The following is a 23,098-nucleotide window of genomic DNA, read 5'->3' as shown; positions in this document are numbered from 1 at the left end:
CCGTCACCCACGGACGAACTCCGCCCGCCGGAGGGCAGATCGGCGGCGCGCAGTGTCGTCGATCTCACCTGCTTGGTAGCCTTGCGCACTGATCGTCTCGAGTGCGCTGCGACACATAGTGGGTCGGCGTCGAGGAATCGACTTCACTCACATCGTCTGGCTTCGGTCGGCAAAGGGTCGAAGGAGACGGCTGATGAACAGCCAACGATGGTGGCCCTGTGAACTCCGCGGCCGGTCCGGCGAGCTCGGACTCATCGAGAACGAGCTCCGGCGGGTCGCAGATGGAGGCGGCACCGCCGTCATGGTCACCGGCGGCGCGGGCATCGGCAAGACCCGCCTGCTGGCGGAGACCAAGGCCGTCGCCGATCGCCTGGGGATCCGAACCGGAAGCGTCACGGCGGAGCCGAACGAGAGCGCCGTCGAAATGTCCACACTGCTGTCAGCACTGTTCGATGGACGCGAACCGCTGCTCTCCCGGAAGGAGTTACCACCGGCGCAGCCGCAACCGACCGAGAGGTTCTGGCTTCTTCGGGACATCGAAGCCCTTCTCGAGAAGAGCGCCCTCCGGTCACCGCTCGCCGTGTGTGTCGACGACGCCCACTGGGTCGACGCCGGCACGGCGGCGGCGCTGCGCGAGTTGCCGCTTCGGCTGCGCGACGTCCCCATCGCCTGGATCATCGCCGCGCGGCCGGCTCCGGAAGCGACGCCGATCGCCAGGACCCTTGACTACCTCGGAAGCCGAGACCTGTGCAAGGTCGGCCTCGGCCCGCTGGGGAACGACGCGGTCACCGCGATCACCGGGGAGATTCTCGGCGCAGAGCCCGGCCGCAACGTCCTCACGCTGGCCGAGCAGGCGGACGGCAACCCGTTTCTTCTTGTCGAGACGCTCCTGGGCCTTCGCGAGGAAGAACGCGTCGAGATCGCCGACGGCCTCGCGGACGTCCGCGACATCCACCTGCCACGCCGCGTCGCCCACAAGATGCGCGAGCGCCTGGCGCTCCTGTCCACACCGGCCCGGGATACGGTCATCGTCGCGGCGTCTCTGGGTCGGCGCTTCTCGTTCACGGACATGGCGCGGATGCTCGACCGCCCCACTTCCGACCTCCTCGCGCCGGTCGGCGAACTGCTGGACGCCGACCTGTTCATCGAGCGCGACGCCAGCCTGGCGTTCTGGCACGACATCACTCGCGAAGCGGTACGGGCCAGTGTCCCGCTGAGCGCGCGCTGCGCACTGGACCGCCAAGCCGCGACCGTCCTGCTGGAACGCGGCGCGCTTCCCGTGGAGGTCGCGCACCAACTGGCTGCCAGCGCCGAGCCCGCTGACGAAGTAGCGATCACGACCTTGCTGCAGGCCGCCAAGGCGATTGTCTCCACCGACGCCGCCACCGCCGCGGACTTCGGTCGCCGGGCACTGGACCTCGCGCCGTCCCAGCATCCGCAACGGGGAGAGATCGTCAGCGTCACCGCCGTAGCGCTGCACACGAGCGGGAACTCCGGCGAGGCCATCGGGTTCGCCGACGCCGCACTGCGTGACACCCTGCCGGCCGAGCAGGAAGCGCAAGTGCGGCTCAGCATCGCCGGCATGTTCGCCATCTCGCCCGATGCCCGTGCCGAGGCCTGCCGGCGAGCGCTCAGCCTTCCGGACGTCTCGCTGCCGCTACGGGCTGTGCATCTGGCATGCCTGGCCTACAACCTCCTGGTCGCCGGGCGGATCGAGGAAGCGCGGCGGTCGACCCATGAGGCGCGCGTCGCCGTGGCGGCGACTTGCGATCCCCGTGCGTCACTCGTCCTCGGCGTCGCCGAGGCCGGTATCGCATACGCCGACGAACGGTTCGACGAGGCTGTCGAGTTGTTCACGAAGACGGCTCGTGAGGGCTTGGCGGCGGGTGAGAACACCCGGATCCGGATGGTCCAGATGTATTGCGGCGAGATCCTGACCCACCTCGACCGGGAGGACGAAGCCTTCGCGATCGCGCGGGAAGGGCTCGCCTCGGCACAGCGCGACCGCCAGGACTGGATCTATGCGATGTACGAGACCTGGCAGGCCCGTCTGTGGCTGCGGTTCGGTCGCATCTCCGAGGCTGCCGCCGTCCTCGAAGGCCGATTCGAGCTCGAGGACGGCACCAATGCCGTAGCGGCGCTGGACGGGGCAGGGCTCTGCGCGATGGCGCGAGCGGCCATGCACATGGCCGACACCCGTCAGCTGCGCCGGGCCGGCGAGATCGGCAAAGTGCTGCTCGACCTCGGAACGCCGGTGGTCAAGCAGCATGCCGCCTGGACGCTCGCACTGACCGCCATGGGCGACGGCGACATGGACGCGGCACGCGACTGGCTGGCGGGTCTCGCTGATGAACCAGCCCTTCCGCGCTTCCCGCAGGACGTCACCGACGAGATGGTGCTGGCCAGAATCGCTGCCGCGACAGGGGACACTTCGCTGGCACAACTCGCGCTGGTCAACGTACGACGCCGCGCAGCCGTGAACCCCGGCTCGCTGGTGATCGCCGCGACGCGGGCGTACGTCCAGGGCCTGCTGGCGAACGATGATCGCGAGCTGCGCGCCGGGGCGGACGGCTTCGAGCGGTGCCGTCGGCCATTGGAGTGGGCCATGGCCACCGAGGATCTCGGCATCTGCCTCCTCACCTCGGACCACGAGGCCGGAGTGGCCGCGCTGGGGCAGGTCCTTGCCCGCTACACGGACCTCGGAGCGGTCTGGGACGCCCGGCGGGTCCGCGGCCGACTGCGCGACCTCGGCATCCGGCGGCGGCTCGTCGTCCGTGAACCGGCCACTCGCGGCTGGGCCGCGCTGACAGCTGCCGAGGAGTCGGTGGCCGGGCTCGTCGCCCAGGGACTGACCAACCGCGAGGTCGCCGAGCGGCTGTTCCTGTCGCCGCACACGGTGAACAGCCACCTACGGCACGTCTTCTCCAAGCTCGGGATCAAGTCCCGGGTCGAACTGGCCCGCCTCGGAGCGCTGGACGCCGGGGCTTCTGCCGTGCCGACCAGCCAGAGCTAGAGCCGCACGCTGGTCCACGAGAACGCGGTGGAGGCGGGGCCACCGGCCCAAGGAGAGGCCGGAGCCCCGCCTCGACCGACAGCGCCGGTGCCTGGTTCGTGGCCGTGCCCCGATGGCGCGCCTGGAGCCGCTCTGGAATGGCACCCGCCACCATCTGGCCGGTCTCGGTCCCGGTCGTCTGAAGCGTATCCAGCACCGATCACCCATTCAGGTGATTTCACGGTCTGCCGCCTCGGGAAACCATGTCGCTCGCCGGAGGAAAACGCACAGGCACGGCCGACACCGGCGCGGTGATTCGGTACCGGTGTGGCTTCGCGGACGATGTCGCCCGGCTCCTCGACCAGTCGCGTCGGCAACCACAGTCTGTAAGGAGAAACCGTGTCCACAGTCCCTGACCCTGGCCTCGGCTACGACGTGTTCGTCGCCGACCCGATCCCGCTGAGCGTCCCCGGGCTGCTGCCCAACGGGGAACCCCGCCTCTACCAGCCCATCGCGGTGACGCTGATCCACGGCCGGCAGGACGCCGTGCTCGTCGACCCGCCCCTGACCACCGAGCAGGCGGCAGCGGTCGGAGACTGGGTCGAGGCGAGCGGGAAGCGGCTGACGCACATCTTCGCCACCCACGGCCACGGTGACCACTGGTTCACCGCCGGCACGCTCGCCGAGCGCTTCGGCGCCCAGGTGGTCGCTTCCGCCGGGACCATCGAGCAGATGCACAACAACGTGTCTGCCAGGCAGGCGCTGTGGGACAAGATGTGGCCGGGGCAGATCCCGCCGTCCCCGGTCACGGCCGTCACGGTTCCCGGAAACCGCATCACCGTCGAGGGACACGACCTCAGCATCGTGGACGTGGGACACGCGGACAGCGACGGCTGCACAGTGCTGCATGTGCCTGACCTGGATCTGGTGGTGGCCGGCGACGTGATCTACAACGGTGTGCACCTGTACCTCGGCGAGGCGGCCGACGGCAACCTCGGCGCATGGCGCAAGGCCATCGACTCGGTCGCCGCGCTGGAGCCGCGCCGGATCGTGGCAAGCCACCAGAACAAGAACCTCGACGACGACGCGGCACGGCTCATCGCCGAGACCCGCCGATATCTCGACGACGCCGAGGCCGCCTTGGCCACTCAGGAAACCCCGGTCGCCTTCTTCCACGCGATGCTCGAGCGTTACCCCGAACGGCTCGGCGCGACCGTTCTGTGGGTCAGCTCACGAGGGCTGTACCCCGCGCGCGAGGGCGGCGACCCGTGGCAGAACCTCGTCGCTGCCTGGCTGTGAGCACGCGGAGAGCCGTGAGCACCTACCGGTGCACGAAACCTTGTGGCAATCGTCGCGTTGTACCTAAAATACTTCCGCTGCTACTCGTATTCAGCGAAAAATATTCGGTGAACGGCTATCGAGAGTAGGTGCCTCCATGACGGTTGCTGCTGCGTCGACGGTCCACCCGGACGAGGTGCACGAGAGGCTCGGCCGCTATGTGCTGACCGACGGTTTCAAACTTGTGCTCGACCCGCTCGCCAGTCACGGCTCGTGGATCGTCGACGCACGCACCGGTGAGAAGTTCCTCGACCTCTACTCCTTCTTCGCGTCCGCTCCGCTGGGGCTCAACGCGCGGGGCATCGTGGACGATCCGGAGTTCATGACCCTGCTCGCGCAGGTGGCGGCGAACAAGCCCGCCAACCCCGACATCTACACCACGCACTACGCCGAGTTCGTCGAGACGTTCGCCCGGGTGCTGGGCGATCCGGACCTGCCGAGACTGTTCTTCGTCGAGGGTGGGGCGCTCGCCGTCGAAAACGCGCTCAAGACGGCGTTCGACTGGAAGAGCCGCCACAACGAGGCCGCAGGCCGCTCACCCGAGCTCGGCACCAAGGTGCTCCACCTTCGGCAGGCGTTCCACGGCCGCAGCGGCTACACCCTCTCGCTGACCAACACCGAGCCCAACAAGACGGCCCGTTTCCCGAAGTTCGACTGGCCGCGCATCGACGTACCCGCTGTGCGGTTCCCCCTGGAGCGCCACCTGGCCGAGGTCGAGGAGGCCGAGCGACGGGCCCTCGCGCAGGCGCGGCGAGCGTTCGAGGACAACCCGCACGACATCGCCTGTTTCATCGCCGAGCCGATCCAGGGCGAGGGCGGCGACAACCACATGCGCCCGGAGTTCCTGCGGGCGATGCAGGCGCTCTGTCACGAGTACGACGCGCTGTTCGTGCTCGACGAGGTGCAGACCGGGGTGGGAATCACCGGCACCACCTGGGCCTACCAGCAACTCGGCCTCCAGCCGGATATCGTCGCCTTCGCCAAGAAGGTCCAACTCGGCGGGATCATGGCCGGCCGCCGGGTCGACCAGGTACCCGACAACGTGTTCCGGGTCTCCGGGCGGATCAACTCCACCTGGGGCGGCGGGCTGGTCGACATGGTCCGGGCACGCCGCATCCTGGAGATCATCGAAAGGGACGATCTGGTGGCCCATGCCGCTGCCGTGGGATCGTGGTTCCTGGCCGAACTACGTGATCTGGAAGTCCGACACGCACCGGTGGCGTCCAACTCGCGGGGGCGCGGACTGATGAGCGCCATCGATCTGTCCGACAGTGGCGTCCGCGACGAGGTGGTGCGCCGGTTGCGAACCGAGGAGCAGGTGATCGCATTGCCGTGCGGTGAGCGTTCGGTGCGCTTCCGCCCCGCCCTGTCCATCACCCAGGACGAGCTCGGCATCGCCCTGCGGGCCCTCGACCGGATCCTCGCCGGTCTGCACTGACCCCGTACCAGCCGACAAGGAGCAAATCCATGGCCCGTTCCGTCGCCTCGATCGTTGCCGGCCACCTGGTCGCCGGCGCTCCCGGCGGGACTCTTCAGCGCCCCAATCCGGGTCGTACCGCCGAGCTGGTCACCGAGGTCTCGCTCGGGGACGCCTCGACGTTCGTCGAGGCAGCCAAGGCCGCCAAGGCGGCTCAGCGGTCCTGGGCGGACATCCCGGCACCGGTGCGCGGATCCGCGATCGGAAAGATCGGCCGGCTCGTCGAAGCCAACAAGGACCGGCTCGCCCGCATCGTGACCGAAGAGATCGGCAAGCCGTTCACCGAGGCACTCGGCGAGGTCCAGGAGATCATCGACACCTGCGACTTCTTCCTGGGCGAGGGCCGCCGGCTGTACGGGCAGACGGTGCCTTCGGAGATGCCCGACAAGCAGCTGTTCACCTTCCGCAACCCCGTCGGTGCGGTCGCGGTGATCACCGCGGGCAACTTCCCGGTGGCCGTTCCCGCCTGGTACCTCGTGCCGGCGCTCGTGACCGGCAACACCGTGGTGTGGAAGCCCGCGGAGTACGCCGCCGCGAGCGCCAAGGCCCTCTTCGAGCTGTTCGTGCACGGAGGAGGCCTGCCCGACGGCGTACTCAACCTCGTACTCGCCGACGGGGAGCAGACGTACGCCGGTCTGGAGGCCTCCCTCGACGCCGGGCTGGTCGACAAGGTCGGCTTCACGGGGTCCACGCTCGTCGGCCAGAAGATCGGCGCCCTGTGCGGAAGCCACCTGCAGACCCCGTGCCTGGAGCTCGGCGGCAAGAACCCCCAGGTGGTCACCCCGAGCGCCAACCTCGACCTGGCGGTCGAGGGGGCGTTGTTCTCCGGATTCGGCACCGCGGGCCAGCGCTGCACCTCCCTGGGGACGGTCATCGTCCATGAGTCGGTGCACGAGGGCTTCCTCGCCCGCTTCCACGCCGCGAGCCACGCGGCCCGGATCGGCGACGCGTTCGAGGACGTCCTCTACGGCCCGATGCTCGACGAGCGGTTCGCGCGGCGCTATGAGACCTTCCTCGGGTGGATCAAGGACCACCACCGCACCTACGGCTCCGACGGCATCGGGCGGATCACGGCCGACAACCCGCGCAAGGGCTTCGTCGGGGACCCCGAGGCGGGCATGTTCTACCACCCGGTGATCGTCGACGGAGTGCGCCGCGACGACGACCTGTTCCTCACCGAGACCTTCGGCCCCATCGTCTCAGTGACCACCTACCGGGACTTCGACGAGGCCCTCGACCTGGCCAACGCCCACGGCTACGGGCTGTCCGCCGCGATCTACACCACCGATCCGCATGAGGTGTGGACCTTCCGGCGCGGCATCTCCGCGGGCATGGTCAGCGTCAACAACACCACCTCCGGAGCCGAGGCGCACCTTCCGTTCGGCGGGAACGGCAAGTCGGGCAACGGCAGTCGCCAGTCGGGGCAGTGGGTGCTCGACCAGTTCACCCGCTGGCAGTCGATGAACTGGGACTACTCCGGCCGTCTGCAGAAGGCGCAGATGGACGTGGCCACGCTCGAGCCCGACATGGCCTTCCGCCTGTGAGCGGCGTCGAGGACCTGGACCGGCACTTCCGCGAGGCGGTTGCCGGTCTCCGGTCTCCCGACCCTGCCGCGGGTCCGGGTGGCGGGCTGGACACCCGTACCGCCCTGGACCTGTTCGACGCCCAACTGGAGAGCCGGCACACCGACGCCGCCGCGCGCTGGATGCAGCAGCAGGGCCGTGGCTACTACACCATCGGATCGAGCGGGCACGAGGGCAACGCGGCGGTCGCCCTCGCGTTGCGCCCCACCGACCCGGCGTTGCTGCACTACCGGTCCGGCGCCTTCTACTGCGCCCGCGCCCGGCAGGCCGGCGGCGTCGATGCGGTCAGTGACATGCTGCTGGGGGTGGCCGCCGGGGCCGACGAGCCGATCGCCGGTGGACGCCACAAGGTGTACGGGCGTCGCGAACTGGCCGTCATCCCGCAGACGTCGACCATCGCGTCCCACCTGCCGCGGGCGGTCGGTGTGGCGTGGAGCATCGCCCGTGCCAAGCGGCTCGGGGCAGAGTGCGCCTGGCCCGGCGATGCCGTCGTCTGCTGCTCCTTCGGTGACGCCTCGGTCAACCACTCCACGGCGGCAGGCGCCATCAACAGCGCCTGCCACGCGGCCTACCAGGGCCTTCCGATGCCAGTGCTGTTCGTCTGCGAGGACAACGGCCTGGGAATCAGCGTTCCGACCCCGCACGACTGGGTGCGGCACGCCTACGGCAACCGGCCTGGTCTCGCCTACTTCGCCGCGGACGGGTGCGATCCGTCAGCCGCGTTCGACACCGCGTGCGAGGCGGTGACCCATGTACGCAAGAGCCGGCAACCCGCTTTCCTGCACCTGTCGATGGTGCGATTCCTCGGCCACGCGGGCTCGGACGCCGAAGCCGCCTACCGGGTGCCTTCCGAAGTCGCCGCGGATCTGCGACGCGACCCGTTGCTGGCCACCGCCCGGCTGCTCACAGCGACCGGCGTCCTCACCGAGCAGCAGGTTCTCGACCGCTACGACGAGGTGGGCGGGCGGGTGTTCGCCGTCGCCAAGGAGGCCCTCGACAGTGAGCCCCTGACCACCGCCGCGGAAATCGCCGCCCCGATCGCCCCCCGCCGCCCCGAACTCGTGGCGGCCGCGGTACGCCGTACGAGCGAACCACCCGCCGCGCCCGTGGGCGAGCCCGTCACCGTCGCCCAGGCCATCACCCACACACTCGCCGACCTGCTCGGCACCTACCCGGAGATGGTCGTCTTCGGCGAGGACGTCGGCCGCAAGGGCGGGGTCTACGGACTGACCCGCGGTTTGCAGCGGCGTTTCGGTACCGCTCGGGTCTTCGACACCCTGCTCGACGAGCAGGCCATCCTCGGCCTCGCGCTGGGGGCGGGACTGTCCGGGCTGCTGCCGGTGGCCGAGATCCAATACCTGGCGTACCTGCACAACGCCGAGGACCAACTGCGCGGCGAGGCCGCCACGCTGCAGTTCTTCTCCCAGGGCCAGTACCGAAACCCCCTTGTGGTCCGCATCGCCGGCTACGGCTACCAGCGCGGGTTCGGCGGTCACTTCCACAACGACAACGCGCTCGGCGTCCTGCGTGACGTTCCCGGTCTGGTTATCGCCTCCCCGTCCCGCCCCGACGACGCCGCCGCGATGCTTCGCACCTGCGTGGCGGCCGGCAAGGTGGACGGAACGGTCAGCGCCTTCCTCGAGCCGATCGCCCTCTACCACGCGCGAGATCTCCACTCGGAGGGGGACAACGCCTGGCTCGCCGCATGCCCGCCACCCGCGGAGCATGTACCGATCGGCCGGGCACGCACCTATGGCACAGGTGCGGACCTGACCCTCGTGACCTTCGGCAACGGCCTGCAGGTCTCACTTCGAGCCGCACGGCGGCTGGAGCAGCAGGGCATCGCGTGCCGGGTCGTCGACCTGCGCTGGCTGGCACCCCTGCCGGTCGACGACCTGCTGCGGGAAGCTCGTGCGTCGGGACGCGTCCTCGTGGTCGACGAGACCCGCCGCACGGGAGGCGTGTCCGAGGGAGTCGTCACCGCCCTGGTCGACGCCGGATTCACCGGCGCCGTCCGACGGGTGGCCAGCGCGGACAGCTTCATTCCGCTGGGGAATGCAGCGCAGTTGGTACTTGTGTCAGAAGCGGACGTCGAGCGGGCAGCCGTCGAGCTGCTCTCAACAGGCCCGCATGCCCACCGGTGACGGCTGGACCGAGCCGATCAGCAAAGGGCGTCGCCGACAGCGCCGTACGGCGCTCTCGGCGACCTTGTCCCCCCCAGGGCGTCAGGCATCCTCCTGCGGCGCCAGGCCCATGTGAACCATCAGGGCCGTGGCGAGGGAGGCCACGGTGGGGTGCTGCCAGATGAAGTTGCTTGCGAGGCGGACCGCGAGGTCGGTATCGAGGCGGATGCGTAGTTCGGTGGCCAGCAGCGAGTCGAAGCCGAGGGATTTGAGAGGCGTGTGCGGGTCCAGTGTGGTGCTGCCGGTGCGCAGGATCGCGCGGATGTGGTCGGCGAGGTAGCTCTCGAGGGCGGTCTGGCGGGCGATGCCCACGGGCAGGGCTTCGAGGCGGGCCTGGATGTCCGAGCCGCTGGTCTTGGATTCCTTCCGGGCTTCGGCGCCGTCCGGGGCGAGGCGGGTGAACAGGCTGGAAGCCGCGGCCGCGCGGGGGATCCAGGTGTGGGGCGGGCCGGGAATCACACCGGTTTGCACCCGGCGATGGGTGAGGAGGGAGTGCAGAGCCGCCAGGCCCTTGCAGGTGGGAATCGTCTCGTAACCGCGATCGGCGAAGTCGACGGCCTGCCCCGTTTCACCCCAGGGACCCCAGTCGACGGCCAGCGTGGGCAAGCCGTTGCGGGTGCGCCAGGTGGCGAAGGTGTCGAGCCAGGCGTTGGCCGCCGCGTATGTGCCTTGCCCTGCGTTGCCCAGCAGCGAACTCATCGAGGAGTACAGAACGAACCAGTCCAGTGACTGATCCGCCGTGGCCCGATGCAGGTTCCAGGCCCCGGTGACCTTGGGGGCCCACACCCGCTTGAGCTGGTCGTCCCGGGTGGTGGTCAGCGCGGCGTCGTCGAGGACCATGGCGCAGTGCACGATTCCGCGCAACGGGACACCGCCCGCGGTGGCGGTCTCGACGAGCTGTTCGGCGGTGCCGTCCCGGGAGACGTCGCCGAGAACGACCGTGGTGTCGGTGTTCAGGTCGCTGACGGCACGCGCGGTGTCGACCGAGGGAGGTCGGCGGCCATTGAGCACGATGCGGCCGGCTCCCTGCCGGGCCAGCCAGCGTGCGGTGGCCAGTCCCAGACCCCCCAGGCCTCCGGTGATGATGTAGGCGCCGTCGGGGCGTACGACGGACGGGCCATCGGGCAGGACAGCCGTAGTCTCTCCCCGGTCGGGGACGGTCAGCACGATCTTGCCGTTGTGACCGGCACGGGCCATCAGGTGAAAGGCGTCGGCCGCGCGCTCCAGCGGATACTCGGTGCACAGCAGCGGTTTGAGCCGTCCTGCGGCAATGTGACTCATGACCTCTCGCAGCACAGTGGCTAACAACTCCGGGCGCCGCTGCTGCAGTTCGATGAGGTCGACGGTGCTGAAGGTGATGTTGTGGCGCAGCGGGGCGAGCCTGAGTGCGGCGTCGGCCATGATGTCGCGTACGCCGAGTTCGACGAAGCGGCCGAACGGGCGAAGGCTTTCGAGCCCGGCGCGGACAGCGGGGCCGGCCAGGGAGTTGAGGACGACGTCGACTCCTAGGCCGTCGGTGGCCTCGCGGGTCTGTTCGGCGAAGTCCAGCGCACGGGAGTCCATGACGCGGCGGATGCCCATGCCGCGCAGGTGGCGCCGCTTGTCCTTGGTGCCGGCCGTCGCGAGGACGTCCGCGCCGAGGAGGCGGGCGACCGCGATCGCGGCGCGACCGGTGCCCCCGGTGGCGGAGTGGATCAGTACCCGTTCACCGGGTGCGAGCCGTGCGACGTGCCGCAGGGCGTACCACGCGGTGAGGTACGCCGTGGGCAGTCCCGCTGCCGTGGCGGGCGTGAAGGCTCGCGGCACGGGGGCGACAGCGGTGGCGGGAACAGTGATGAAGGAAGCGAACGCGCCACCCTCGAGCTGAACGGCGAGCACGGTGTCCCCGGGCAGGACGTCGTCCACGCCAGGTCCCACGTCACTCACCACGCCCGCACACTCGAAGCCGATGCGGTAGGGCGTGACCGGCTCCGAACCGAGCATGCCGAGCGATGTCAGGACGTCACGGAAATTGAGACCGGCTGCCTGGACGCGTACCTGGACCTCGCCCTTGCGAGGTCGGCGACGATCGGTCGAGGCCAGCTCGAGGCTGTCGAGATCGCCGAGCTGTCCGACGCGCAGTCGGAATCCGTCCTGCCCGAACCGGACCGTCCGGGTGGTGCGGGCGGTGTGTTCGGTGGGCGTGACGGGAGCGCGGTCGATGCGGGCGACGTAGCGAGTGCCACCGCGCAGTGCGACCTCGTCTTCAGGGGCATCGGCGAGGAGTTCGGCGGCCAGGGCGCGCAGCCCCCTCTCGCCGGGGTCGGTGTCGACGAGAGTGGGGCGCATGCGAGGCTGCTCGACGGCCATGACGCGTGCTACGCCGCGCACAGTGCCGTGGGCGGGATGACCGGGCTCGTCCGGGGTGACGGCGTACGCGTGCCGAGTGGCGGCGTACAGGCGCCATGTTCCGCAGTGCTCGTCGGCGGCCTGGGCGAAGGCCAGCAGCCGCCGTGCCCGTTGCTGTGCGCCGTGGGTGGGGTCGGTGTCGTGGGCCGAGGGTGTGCCGCACAGCAGGACGACGCCGCGCCAGGAGTCGCTTCCGGCGGCCAGGTACTGACCGTAGGCGTCGGCCAGTGAGACGAGCCCGCCCTCGCTCAGCGGGAGTTCCCGCACCTCGGCCCGTGCCCCGGCGGCGCGCAGGAATGCGGCCAGGTGCTCGGCCTCGCCGTCGCCCTCGCCCACGACGAGCCAGTTTCCGGGCGCGGCGGCCGAGGCGGTGCGGGGACGGGGGACGCGATGCCAGCCGAGTTCCATGAACCACTGATCGACGGGGGTACCTTCGGCAGGTGCGCGACGCATGAAACGCACACCGTCGAGGGCGATGACCGGCCGCCCGTGCGCGTCCAGGACGCGGACGTCTCCGGCGAGCTTCGTGTCGCTGTTCTCGGTGATCCGTGCGTGGGCGTGTACGGCCTGTGCGGGGTCGCCGAGAATCCGCAGGCTGCGGACCTGAACCGGCAGGATCGGCGCGGGTGGGGTCTCGTGGCCGGCTCCTGCGACCAGCAGTTGCAGACACAGGTCGAGGAGGACGGGATGGATGCTCAGGCCCGGTTCGGGGGTGCGGGCGGTGGGCGGCAGCTGGATGCGGGCCCAGAAGCTGTCCTGCCGCTTTGTCGTGTGCAGAGTGGTGATGCCCATGAAGGCCGGGCCGTGTTCGAGTCCGCAAGCGCGCAGCCTGGCGTAGAGACTGGCGGGGTCGAGGGGGACGGGGTGCCTGCGGTCGAGGTCGGGGACGGACGCGGCGCGGGTGTCGTCGGACGAGAGAACGTGGCGGGCCACGGCTGAGGCGTGCAACTGCCAGGAGCCGTCCGGGTTGCGGGAGTGGATCTCGCAGGTGGCCTGCTCACCGGTGGCGAGGGTGACGGTGGTGCTCAGGTCGGTGTCGTCATCCAGGCGCAGCAGGTCGTGGAAGGTGATGCCGCTCAGGTCGATGTCCGTGGCGGCCCCACCACCGAGCACGGTGCGGGCTGTGGTGTGGAGCAGGGCGCAGAAGCCGGCGCCGGGCAGGACGCAGGTGCCGTGGACGCGGTGGTCCCGGAGCCAGGGCAGGTGGCGGGCCGGAGCGGCGGCGCGCCAGGTGTGGCGGATCTGGTCACCGGGGACTTCGGTGTGCCGGCCGGGCAGGGCCCCCGTGTCGGTGGACGGCTCCTGGCCGGCGGCCCAGTGGCGGGTGCGGTCGAAGGTGATGGTGGGAGCGTCGGTCAAGCCCCCGTCGCCGTACAAGGGGGCCCAGTCGACGGTGCCGCCGTTGCAGTGGAGGGTTGCGAGCTCGGTTCGGAAGGTGGTGGCTTCGTCCTGTGCGCGACGCAACGTGGGCAGAACCACGGCGTCGGGGACCAGTTGGGCCAGGCTCTCGGCGAGCGACTGGGTGACGACGGGGTGGGGTGAGATTTCGACGTAGATCTGGTGCCGGTCCAGGGCGGCCGTGGCCACGGTGGGGTGGAAGCGGACGGGCCGGCGCAGGTTGTCGCACCAGTAGTCGGCGTCGAGGAGGGGGCTGTGCCGTGGGTCCTCGGCCACGGTGGAATAGAAGGGGATCTGTGGCGGTCGGGGGGCCAGACCGGACAGGGCCTGGTGCAGATCGGTCAGGAGCGGGTCGACGTGAGGGCTGTGAGAGGCGACGTCGACCGCGATGGGAACGGCCCGGATTCCTTGCTGTTCCCATCGGCTGACAAGATGGGCGATCTGGTCGGCGTCGCCGGAGACGATGGTGGTGTCGGGTGCGGCCAGGACGGCGACGGACACGGCGTCGGTCCCGGCATCGGCCAGGGCGGCCTCCACCGTGGCCTGGTCCAGGCTGACGCTGGCCATCGCTCCGGTTCCGGCGATCCGCTTGAGCAGTGCCGAGCGACGGCAGATGACGCGGACGCCGTCGGCGAGGGTGAGGGCTCCGGCCACGACCGCGGCTGCGGCTTCTCCCATGGAGTGGCCGATGACGGCGGCGGGTTGGACGCCGTGGGCCTTCCAGGCCGCAGCCAGGGCGATCTGCAGGGAGAAGATGGCCGGTTGGATCTGCGGGCATCCGGAGATGGGTTCGCCGGACCGGATCAGTTCCAGGACGGAGAAGCCCGCTTCGCTGCGGATGAGGGTGTCGACGGCGGACAGGGCTTTGGCGAAGGCCTCGTTCCGGGTGAGGAGTTCGCGTCCCATGCCGGGCCATTGGGAGCCTTGGCCGGAGAACACGAACACCGGTCGGCGGGGGGCGGTGACATCGGCTGTGCCGGCGATGACGGCCGGATCCGGAGTTCCGTCGGCGAACAGCCGTAGCGCATCGCTGGCCTGACTGCGGGAGCGGGCGATGACCGCGAGACGCCCTCGGCCGGGACTGCGGCGCAGGGCCAGGGTGTGAGCGACGTCCCGCAGCGGGATGGTCGCGCCGTCCGTTGCCAGCCAGTCGGCCAGACGGCGGGCGGCCCTCGGCAGGGCCCGGTGGGATCCTGCCGCCACCAGCAACACCTCGGGTGGTGCCGTCCGGGGCCGGCGAGGGGCGGGCAGCCCGGCGCGGCGCGTGGACTGCGGAGGCTCCTGCAGGATGACGTGGGCATTGGTGCCGGAGAAGCCGAACGAGGAGACGGCGGCCAGCCTGACCGGCTGCTTGCTCGGCCATGGCGTGGCATCGAGGGGGACGAAGAAGCGGGTCGCGTCCGCGTTGATGGCCTGGTTCCAGTGGGTGAAGTGGAGGTTGGGAGGGATGATCCCGCGCTGGAGACACAGGACGGTCTTGATCAGCCCGGTGATGCCCGCGGCGGGCTCCAGGTGGCCGAGGTTGGTCTTGAGAGAGCCGAGAGCACATGGCGACAGGCCGTTGCCGTATACGGCGGCCAGGCTGGCGAACTCGACCGGGTCACCCACGGGGGTACCGGTGCCGTGGGCTTCGATCAGGGAGAGTTGTGCCGGGTCGACCCCGGCGCGGGCGAGTGCCGTGCGGTAGAGAGCCTGCTGGGCGGTGGGGGACGGGGCGGCGAGGCCGTCGGAGCGGCCGTCCTGGTTCACGGCCGACCCGCGGACGACGGCGAGGATGCGGTCGCCGTCCCTGCGGGCCTCGGCCAGGCGCTTGAGGACGACGACGCCGCACCCCTCGCCGCGGACGAATCCGTCCGCGGCGGCATCGAAGGTGTGGCAGCGCCCGGTCGGGGACAGCATGCCCATCCTGGCGAAGGACCGGGTGATGCGAGGGGCGAGCATGAGGGTGACCCCGGCGGCCAGCGCGAGGTCACACTCCTCGCGGCGCAGCGCGGAGCAGGCCAGGTGGAAGGCGACCAGGGAGGACGAGCAGGCGGTGTCGAGGGCGATGCTGGGGCCGTGCAGGCCGAGGAGATAGGAGACGCGGCCCGCGGCGACGCAGTGACCGTTTGTCAGGATGGAGCCTTCGAGTTCCTGGGGCTGGCCGGCCAGCTGGTCCATGTAGTCGTTGTAGCTCAGGCCCGTGAAGACGCCCGTTGGGGAGCCGGCGAGCCGGTCGGGAGGCAACCCGGCATGTTCAAGGGCCTCCCAGACGACCTCCAGCAGGAGCCGGTGCTGGGGGTCGAGGACGTCGGCCTCGCGACCGGCGACTCCGAAGAAGTCGGCGTCGAACCGGGCCACGTCCTTCAGGTATCCGCCCCTTTGGAAGGCGGGTTGTCCGCCGGTCGGCGCCGCCTCCCCGGGGCCGGTCATCTCGCGGCCGGGCGGCGGAGCGCCCACCGCTTCACGGCCCTCCACCAACAAGCGCCATAAGGCGGCTGGGGAGTCGGCGTCTCCGGGGAGTCGGCAGCCCATACCGATGACGGCGATGGGCGCGTACGCGAGGCGCGGGCGATGCTTGTCGTTGGCCACGACCACGGGAGTCTCCTTGTCGTCCATGGGAGAGGTGAGAACGGGTGCTGCGCAGGGAGAGGGAGGTGTGCCGCGTGGCAGGCCGCGCGGTAGGCGGGGCAGGCAGGGGGAGGAGAGGGCGGCGCCCCCCCCGGGACGGTCGAGCGACGGACAGGCTCAGACGTCGGGGCTTCCCAGCAGGATCGCGCTCTTCACGCCCCCGACCTGGTAGTTGAAGCTGAAGGCGTAGTCGAAGTCGAGGGGGCGGGGCGCAGTCCCCGGAACCGGATCGAAGGTCAGACAGTCTGCCGGCTCCTCGCAGTTGGCAGTCGGACACACCTGGCCGTGGTTCATCATCAGCAGGGTCAGAGCCACCCCGAGACAGCCCGCTGGGGCGCCGTTGTGGCCGAAGCAGCCCTCCTGCGAGGACATGAGCAGGTCGTGGGACGCAGGACCGTACAGTTCCCGGACCGCATTCGCCTCGAACGTCGTGACCACCACGTTGCCGTCGCTGCCGCCGTGGACGTAGGGCACTTGGGTGATCTCCCAGGTGTCACCGAGGCATCGACGCACCGCGGACACCAGTGCCTTCCCGGTATCGTCGCAGGCCAGGGGATTGGCGAGCCCGTCGCGGGTGGTGGCCTGCGACAGGACCTGACCGTAGAGGCGCGCATCCCGTCCGAAGGCGTGTTCCCGGCTTTCGATGATGACGGTCGCGGACCCTTCCCCGTGGTTGATGCAGTCGGCACGCCGGTCATAGGGACGCATCAGAGCGTCGAACGACGGCAGCAGGCTGGGCATGTCCTGAGATCGCATGGCGTCGTAGGTCTGCTGGGCTCCGCTCAGCAGACGCTGGATGTTGCGGATGAGCGTGACGCTGAAGACATCGACCCCGGTCACCACGGCGATGTCGACCTCGCCGGCGGCGATCAGGCGCTGGGCGTTGCCGATCTGCAGGGCCGAGGACGCGCAGCCGCACGACACGGTGAAGTTGGCCCCCTTCGACCGAGTGAGCGCGCCTTGGACCAGAGCGACATCCGATGGGGTGACGGCCTGCTCCGCGGCGACGAACATCTCCAGTGCCTCGGCGACGGGATAGGTCGCCGGATCGGCTCTCAGCACGGCGAGATAGCTGTCGATGTTGGCATCCACGCCGCCGCGGCCCACCAGGATGGCGGCCTCTTCGAGATCGCGCTGGACATCGAGGCCGGCATCCGTGCATGCCTGAGTCAGGGACACCAGTCCGAAACGGTGGGCGTCCGTGTAGTGGCGTGAAAAGAACTCGGGAACGCCGGGGACACGTTCTTCGAACGTCTCCTTCGACAGGTCCACGCTGCCGTAGTAGACACCTTTCTTGACGAGGCATGACGTTCCGGTGGAGGCGATGCGCCAGAGATCGTCCGCGGTGAACACCGCCGACTCCGATCCCGGAAGACACAGCCCGATTCCGGTGACCACGGCCTGCCGGGCGCGTGCCCCGGCCAGCCGCCTCACGAGTCACTCGCAGACGAGAGTGGATTGATCATGGAGTTTCCCCTTCAGGAACTTGATGGGTTATTCGGCCACATAAGTTCGACGGCACCAGCGGTAGACGGGCATTTGCTCGCCTTCCCGTGCGGAGTAAGATCCCGAGAACTCGAAGTGTTCATAGGCGTTCCCGCACAGGATCTTCACTTTGGGTTCGGCTGCGAGGGACTCGACTTCCCATATGGCGGGAACGGGAACCCAGTTCGGCCCCCCGGAAAGCATGACCGGAATAGAGTTCGGCACGTCCAGCTCCGGTATCGGTGTGTGTCGGACAGGGGGTGGATGCTCACCCGTTATCCCCTGCAATTCTTTGAATGCGCCCTGTGTCATGGGGCGTTGCGTCAGATCCGTCGGCACGTGGTGACTTGGCGCTCTCGGTTGCGGGTGGAGAGCAGGCGCGTGCCGGAAGCAGGAGCCGGGATGCCAGGAGGCAGGCTCGGCCAAGAGAGTTGAGAAAGGCGACAACCAGCATGATGACCTCGCCATGTGAAGAATGGAGCCATCGCTTCTCGCGGCGAGCGCGTATCTCGGCAACACCGCAGCACACCGCGAGGGCGCGGCTGTGCCCGCCGGCGACGGGCAACTTGTCGCCGGTCGGGCCGAGCATTCACCGTCGCCGACCCTGCGACGGTGAATGCTCGGCTTTCACGGCCCCCCGGACCGGGGGCGCGTCGGTCCGGGGGGAGCCAAGCCCGGCGTGCGCCGGGGCAGGGGACAGGGGGCCCATCCCCAAGTCGCTCATCGCCGCGACGCCGCCATGGCCAGGGGGGCAATGCCCACTACGGAGCCCGCCGCTACAGCGGCGGCAACGGTGGCGGCGGGAAGACCAGAACGAATCACGATGACACTCCCTCGGAAAGACGGCATACGAGCTCATTGGCAACGACGCCGACGGGAGTGGGCCCCGCTCATCTCAGGGGACGTCCTGCATCGGGAACGAGAACTCGACCGGGATCGCCGCGCACTTCGCGTGCTGGGAGTGACGACCGGAACGGGTAGCAGTCACGTCCCCGGAAAGGGATGGGCAACCCGCCGGTTCGTAATCCAGTAATGCAGCACGGACGAGTGACACCTCAAGAGGAGCGGTCCCTGCATCACCCGATCGGAGTACGCCACGGCCTCTGATCCACGTGAGACCACATCTACGGCTCCCACAGGAGTGTGCGCTGAGGCTGGTGATTGCCATTGTCCTGACGTGCAGGGACTGACTGAAGTCGGCTGCTGAATCACCAAGTTGGACCCCAAGACCAGACTGGCGACGGGCAGGCGGACGAAATGTGCGGCGGCGGATTTTAAGCCACGTTGGCGGCTCGTCGGGGTTGTACTCACGCGGATGTCAGCGGCAACTCTCGTGCACGATGTCGCCGACAGTCCGAGCGTCGTCGATCGGCCGGCGGGCACCCCGCCGGCCGATCTGCTGCGCCACTCCGACGCGCCGAAACGTCACCGCTGAGCCCTCCAGGGCACACCTGAACGAATATTCCATCATACGAAGTACGCCATTCGGGTGTTGGAACACTGTCACCTGTTGCTGCCATATGCCAACTAGCCGGATAACGGTTACATCCAACGGTGGGCCGCCCGTCCTCTCCGGGGGAGTGGTTGCCCAACCCATGGAGCGCGTCGGCTTTGTGTCGGTCGCTGAAGGACGGGCTGCCGCGATGGGCACCCCGCGAGAGGGGTTGGATGCGTCAGCCGACGTCGGCGCCGGCGTCGGCTGACGCGCTGCTTACGGCCCCGGCTGAAGAGGAGCAGATTGCGGAACAAGGAGCTCTGTGAGCGCTTGTACTCCCAGTGCGCGATCAGCTTGACAGGCCGCCGCTCCATCGAGGTGCGGTGGTTTCGCCGTCTCCGGCCCAGGGGAAGGCGAATCAGGAGCAATTCGCGAGCATGCCAAAGCGCCCGTTGTCCGACTGCACTGCGCCCTAGATGTGTGAGGAGGGGTTCGTGGAAACAACGGAGAGTCGGCACGCGCATGCGCCCCCTACCGTGTGAGCGCCGTCGATTCGCACCGCAAGCCGTGCATCGACGCACGGTGCCGAGCTATTTCCCTTTCATGCGTGAAAAATCTCTCGAGCTGCGTCACTGACGTTACCGCGCGCAGCTCCGAATCATCATCTTCCTGTCCATGCGCCCTCGTGAGTACCAGGAGAGTCATGTTAACGACTGCACGTGCATGTGTGCCTATCACCATTTCCCGCCAAGAAATCGAGCGATGGCCCAACACGCCTTCGGCTCGTGTGTTGACTGATGAGTGGTCCCGATCGCGTACCATCACCTTCCGACTCCCGGCCGTGGACCGCGCCGTCCCGGTCTGTCGGTACCTGACTCGCTCATGGCTCGACCAGCAACACTTGACGGACGAAGACATTCGCCATACGGCACTATTGATCGCCACGGAACTCGCCACGAACGCCATTGTGCACACCGGAAGTACCGTCATCAGAGCCAACCTGCAACGCAATAGGAACCACCTTCGGATCCAGGTGCGTGATCAAGGGACTGTGAATTCTGCCAAGCACTGGCACAACGCCTCCGGGTTCGGCCGCGGCCTGGGTATCGTCGCCAGTTCTGCCCGAGCACTCGGCACACGCATAGAACGCGACGGCACCAGATCGATCTGGGCTACCGTCCCCCTCGCCTGAGGTTCAGCTCAGGGAAGTGACATCGATCAGCCCGGCGGGCGGCCGGCCCGGGGTGCACGCGCACCGAGCCTCGGCCGCATCGAGCGGGAAGTCGTGGCCGCCACCGAAGGCGCCGACTCGCGCGGCGAGGCTGCGAGGATGTCTCCTGTGGTTACGGATGCGGAGTGGGAACGGATTCGGGGGGATCTGCGCTTTGGGCTGGTCTTCCGGGGCACTGTCGTGAGGGTGCCCAGACCTGGGGCGATCGGGATCTTTGTGGACATCGGTTTGGACGTCGGGGGATTCGTCGACGTCCTGCTGTTGCCGGAGCAGGCAGAACGCTGGCCCGCCGAGGGCACCGTCACCGAATTCGAGGTCTGGTGGGCGGACAGTCGTCAACAGGTCCGGCTGAAGCCGTCCGATCCGCAATACCTGCGAAAGGACTTCGCGGACTTCACGGCGTGGGTCAGGCCCAGTTGGCCGTCTGACATCGGTCGGCCTGTTCGCGACGGTGGGCCGATCACGAGGTCGGGGCACTAGAAGTGCGGCCCACCAGCAGCGTGGTGTCGCCGGCCTCCAGGTGCCAGCCGGGCGGCGGCGGCGACTTGTCCATCGCCGCCAGACCGACAGGTCCTGGGCGGAGAAGTCAGCCTCCCGCAAGGCGGAGCTGAACACGGCGGGCTTGAGGGCCAGTTCGTCGGTTGCGTAGGTCCCGAACCAGGTGATGTGGGCCCGCAGGTACGGCGAGAGAGCGGCGAACTGGTCGGCGGGCTGCCGACGCGGGGTGACGAAGCTGCTGCGCCGGCTGTCGAGCCTGCCCGGGGGAGACCCGGCGACGGCGGTGGATGACCGAGTGGTGCGGAGACCCTTCACGGTGCTGCCTGGGTGGAGCCGACTCTGCGGTGGCTGCAGCGGGCGCGAGCACTTGCCGTCGCATGACCGCGACGGTCCGTCCTCGGGGCTGCTGATGTTGATCTGGCGAGACGTCAATCGATCTGATCTGCCGTGGATGCTCGCGCGCACGCACCGGTATGTCGCCTCCGTCATGGGCGAGGTCCGGGACCCCGGCGGGTTCGTGCACCTGCATCAACTGGCCGAGTCCGGGCGGGCGAGTTCGCCAAGACGCCCAGATTGTCGCGGCATGCATCGCAGCCCCGCCGGCCTGCAAGGGCGGACTGCAAGGCCGGCGTTGCGCCGTGTCGGTGACTTCTCAGGCCGCCGCTTGCTGGAGGCCGTTGAGGATGAGGTCCAGCCCGTATGCGAACTCGTCGCCGTAGGAGTACCCGGGACGCATGACGTGAGCGGTCGCGATCTCGGTCAGATACGGGTACTCGCCGTCACCGAAACCGCTCATGATGGACTCCGCCAGTTCGGCGGTCTCGTCCGGGGTGTCGAAGGGCAAGGCCTTCTCCTGCAGGGCGAACCCGTAGATGTAGCTGTCGAGGACCGAGACGGCGTGGGCGGTCAGGGTGAGGGAGAACCCGCCCTGACGCAGGCAGCCGAGAACGGCGTCGTGGTGACGCAGGGTGGCCGGGCCCGGGGTGGACCGTGACTCCATCAGCCCGATGGCCCAGCGATGGCGGGACAGCGCGTGGCGCATGGAGATGGCCCGCTGTCGCATCGCCTGACGCCAGTCGTCCTCCGGCATGGGCAGTTCGACCTCGCCGAAGACCAGGTCGACCATGCCGTCGAGCAGGTCTTCCTTGTTGGCCACGTGGTTGTACAGGGACATCGCCTCGACTCCGAGGGTCTCGCCGAGCTTGCGCATGCTGAGTGTCTCCAGGCCTCCGGTGTCGGCGAGTTCGACGGCGGCGCGCAGCACCCGCTGCCGGGTGAGCGTCTCACGGGTCGGCCGCGGGGTGGTACGTCGGGTCACGGTGGGCGGTCACTTCCTCTCGTGGTCTCCCAGCGTTGACGAGCTTACGCCGTAAGTGCTGTACTTACGGTGTAAGTAATGCTTACGCCGTAAGTACACGGGAGACGGAACCGGGAGCAGTGACGGAACATGAGCGAGCCGATCGCGACCGCCGGTGGGACCAGGACGATGGCGGCCGTCGTGCAGGAGCGGTACGGCGCCGAGCCGGAAGCCGTGCTGCGTACGGCGCGGCTCGTCCAGCCGGGCATCGGGTCGGGCGAGGTATTGGTACGGGTGCGCGCCTCCAGCGTGGACCGGGGCACCTGGCACATGATGGCCGGTCTGCCGTACGCGGTCCGGCCCGTGAGCGGTCTGCGCAGGCCGAAGCTCCCCAACCCCGGCCGTAACATCGCCGGTGTCGTAGAGGCGGTCGGTTCCGATGTGACCGGTTTCGCGCCCGGCGACGAGGTCTATGGCACGGCAGTCGCCGCGTTCGCCGAATGCGCCGCCACCCGTCCCGACAGGATCGCTCCCAAGCCGGCCGGACTCACCTTCGAGGAGGCGGCGACGATACCCGTCAGTGCGCTCACCGCACTCCAGGCGGTTCGCGACAAGGGCCAGGTCCGGGAGGGCCAGCAGGTCCTGATCACGGGAGCCGCAGGGGGCGTGGGCACCTTCGCGGTCCAGCTCGCCCACGCCTTCGGTGCCCGGGTCACGGCCGTCGCGAGCACTCCCAAGCTCGGCGCCGTACGGGCGCTGGGCGCCGACCATGTGATCGACTACACCCGCGAGGACTTCCTCGCCGGCCCGCGACGCTACGACGCCATCATCGACATCGCGGGCAACCGCAGTCTGCGGGATCTGTGCCGAGCCCTCACACCCCGCGGCAGGCTGGTCATCACCGGCGGCGAAACGAACGGACTCTGGCTCGGCGGCACTGACCGGCAACTGCGCGCACAGATGCTGTCCCCGTTCACCGGCCGGCACCTGGGCACCTTCATCTCCTCCGAGCACGCCGATGGGCTGCGTGACCTGACCGCTCTCATCGACGCGGGCACGCTCAGCCCTGTCGTGGACCGCGTCTACCCGCTCGCCGAGACCGCAGCAGCCGTCCGGCACCTCCTTGACGGCCGCGTCACGGGCAAGCTGGCGCTCGCCCTGCCCGACGAGTGACGACGTAGGT

12 protein-coding genes are annotated in these 23,098 nt (G+C 69.1%); 8 read left to right on the top strand and 4 right to left on the bottom strand.

What is annotated here, in order from left to right:
* Positions 1–193 precede the first annotated feature (193 nt).
* From ACIPSA_RS30785 to ACIPSA_RS30765, 5 genes are all read left to right on the top strand, one after another.
* The gene (locus ACIPSA_RS30785; protein WP_402640166.1) at positions 194–3,013 is read left to right on the top strand and encodes a LuxR C-terminal-related transcriptional regulator; all 2,820 of its coding nucleotides are present in this window, start codon (positions 194–196) and stop codon (positions 3,011–3,013) included.
* 378 nt (positions 3,014–3,391) lie between these two features.
* Positions 3,392–4,291 carry an MBL fold metallo-hydrolase gene (locus ACIPSA_RS30780; protein ID WP_402640165.1) on the top strand — a complete coding sequence of 300 codons (900 nt, stop codon included), beginning with the start codon at positions 3,392–3,394 and terminating at the stop codon, positions 4,289–4,291.
* A 136-nt stretch (positions 4,292–4,427) separates the two neighbouring features.
* Positions 4,428–5,768: an L-lysine 6-transaminase gene (lat, locus tag ACIPSA_RS30775; RefSeq protein ID WP_402640163.1), complete on the top strand. Its 1,341-nt coding sequence runs from the start codon at positions 4,428–4,430 to the stop codon at positions 5,766–5,768.
* Positions 5,769–5,797: 29 nt separating this feature from the next.
* A complete protein-coding gene (locus ACIPSA_RS30770) occupies positions 5,798–7,351 on the top strand; it encodes an aldehyde dehydrogenase family protein (RefSeq protein WP_402640161.1) in 1,554 nt (517 codons plus the stop codon).
* Complete coding sequence (locus tag ACIPSA_RS30765; RefSeq protein ID WP_402640159.1) at positions 7,348–9,534, top strand: thiamine pyrophosphate-dependent enzyme; 2,187 nt, start codon at positions 7,348–7,350, stop codon at positions 9,532–9,534. The genes ACIPSA_RS30770 and ACIPSA_RS30765 overlap by 4 nt, the downstream gene beginning before the upstream one ends.
* 81 nt (positions 9,535–9,615) lie before the next feature.
* Here ACIPSA_RS30765 and ACIPSA_RS30760 read toward each other — a convergent pair whose 3' ends face one another.
* The 3 genes from ACIPSA_RS30760 to ACIPSA_RS30750 all read right to left on the bottom strand — a co-directional run bounded on the left by ACIPSA_RS30760 (position 9,616) and on the right by ACIPSA_RS30750 (position 17,766).
* Positions 9,616–15,957, bottom strand: a complete 6,342-nt coding sequence (locus ACIPSA_RS30760) for an SDR family NAD(P)-dependent oxidoreductase (protein WP_402640158.1) — start codon at positions 15,955–15,957, stop codon at positions 9,616–9,618.
* Positions 15,958–16,086: 129 nt separating this feature from the next.
* Positions 16,087–17,403 carry a beta-ketoacyl synthase N-terminal-like domain-containing protein gene (locus ACIPSA_RS30755; protein ID WP_402640156.1) on the bottom strand — a complete coding sequence of 439 codons (1,317 nt, stop codon included), beginning with the start codon at positions 17,401–17,403 and terminating at the stop codon, positions 16,087–16,089.
* 60 nt (positions 17,404–17,463) lie between these two features.
* Complete coding sequence (locus ACIPSA_RS30750) at positions 17,464–17,766, bottom strand: DUF5988 family protein (protein WP_402640155.1); 303 nt, start codon at positions 17,764–17,766, stop codon at positions 17,464–17,466.
* A 1,826-nt stretch (positions 17,767–19,592) separates the two neighbouring features.
* On the opposite strand from ACIPSA_RS30750, the gene ACIPSA_RS30745 reads away from it, so the two are divergent.
* Together ACIPSA_RS30745 and ACIPSA_RS30740 are read left to right on the top strand one after the other, a co-directional pair.
* Complete coding sequence (locus ACIPSA_RS30745; protein ID WP_402640154.1) at positions 19,593–20,081, top strand: ATP-binding protein; 489 nt, start codon at positions 19,593–19,595, stop codon at positions 20,079–20,081.
* Between the two features lie 93 nt (positions 20,082–20,174).
* The gene (locus tag ACIPSA_RS30740; protein WP_402640152.1) at positions 20,175–20,600 is read left to right on the top strand and encodes a hypothetical protein; all 426 of its coding nucleotides are present in this window, start codon (positions 20,175–20,177) and stop codon (positions 20,598–20,600) included.
* A gap of 670 nt (positions 20,601–21,270) precedes the next feature.
* Here the strand turns inward: ACIPSA_RS30740 and ACIPSA_RS30735 are convergent.
* Positions 21,271–21,936 (bottom strand): TetR/AcrR family transcriptional regulator, encoded by a 666-nt coding sequence (locus ACIPSA_RS30735; protein ID WP_402640150.1) that lies wholly within the window; start codon positions 21,934–21,936, stop codon positions 21,271–21,273.
* A gap of 129 nt (positions 21,937–22,065) precedes the next feature.
* Here ACIPSA_RS30735 and ACIPSA_RS30730 point away from each other — a divergent pair, with 129 nt between their 5' ends.
* Positions 22,066–23,088, top strand: a complete 1,023-nt coding sequence (locus tag ACIPSA_RS30730; RefSeq protein WP_402640149.1) for an NAD(P)-dependent alcohol dehydrogenase — start codon at positions 22,066–22,068, stop codon at positions 23,086–23,088.
* Positions 23,089–23,098 lie beyond the last annotated feature (10 nt).

Source organism: Streptomyces sp. NPDC086549 (genome assembly GCF_044746205.1).
GTDB lineage: Bacteria > Actinomycetota > Actinomycetes > Streptomycetales > Streptomycetaceae > Streptomyces.
The sequence above is the reverse complement of the archived record's forward strand: the minus strand, read 5'-3'. Positions and strand labels throughout refer to the sequence as shown.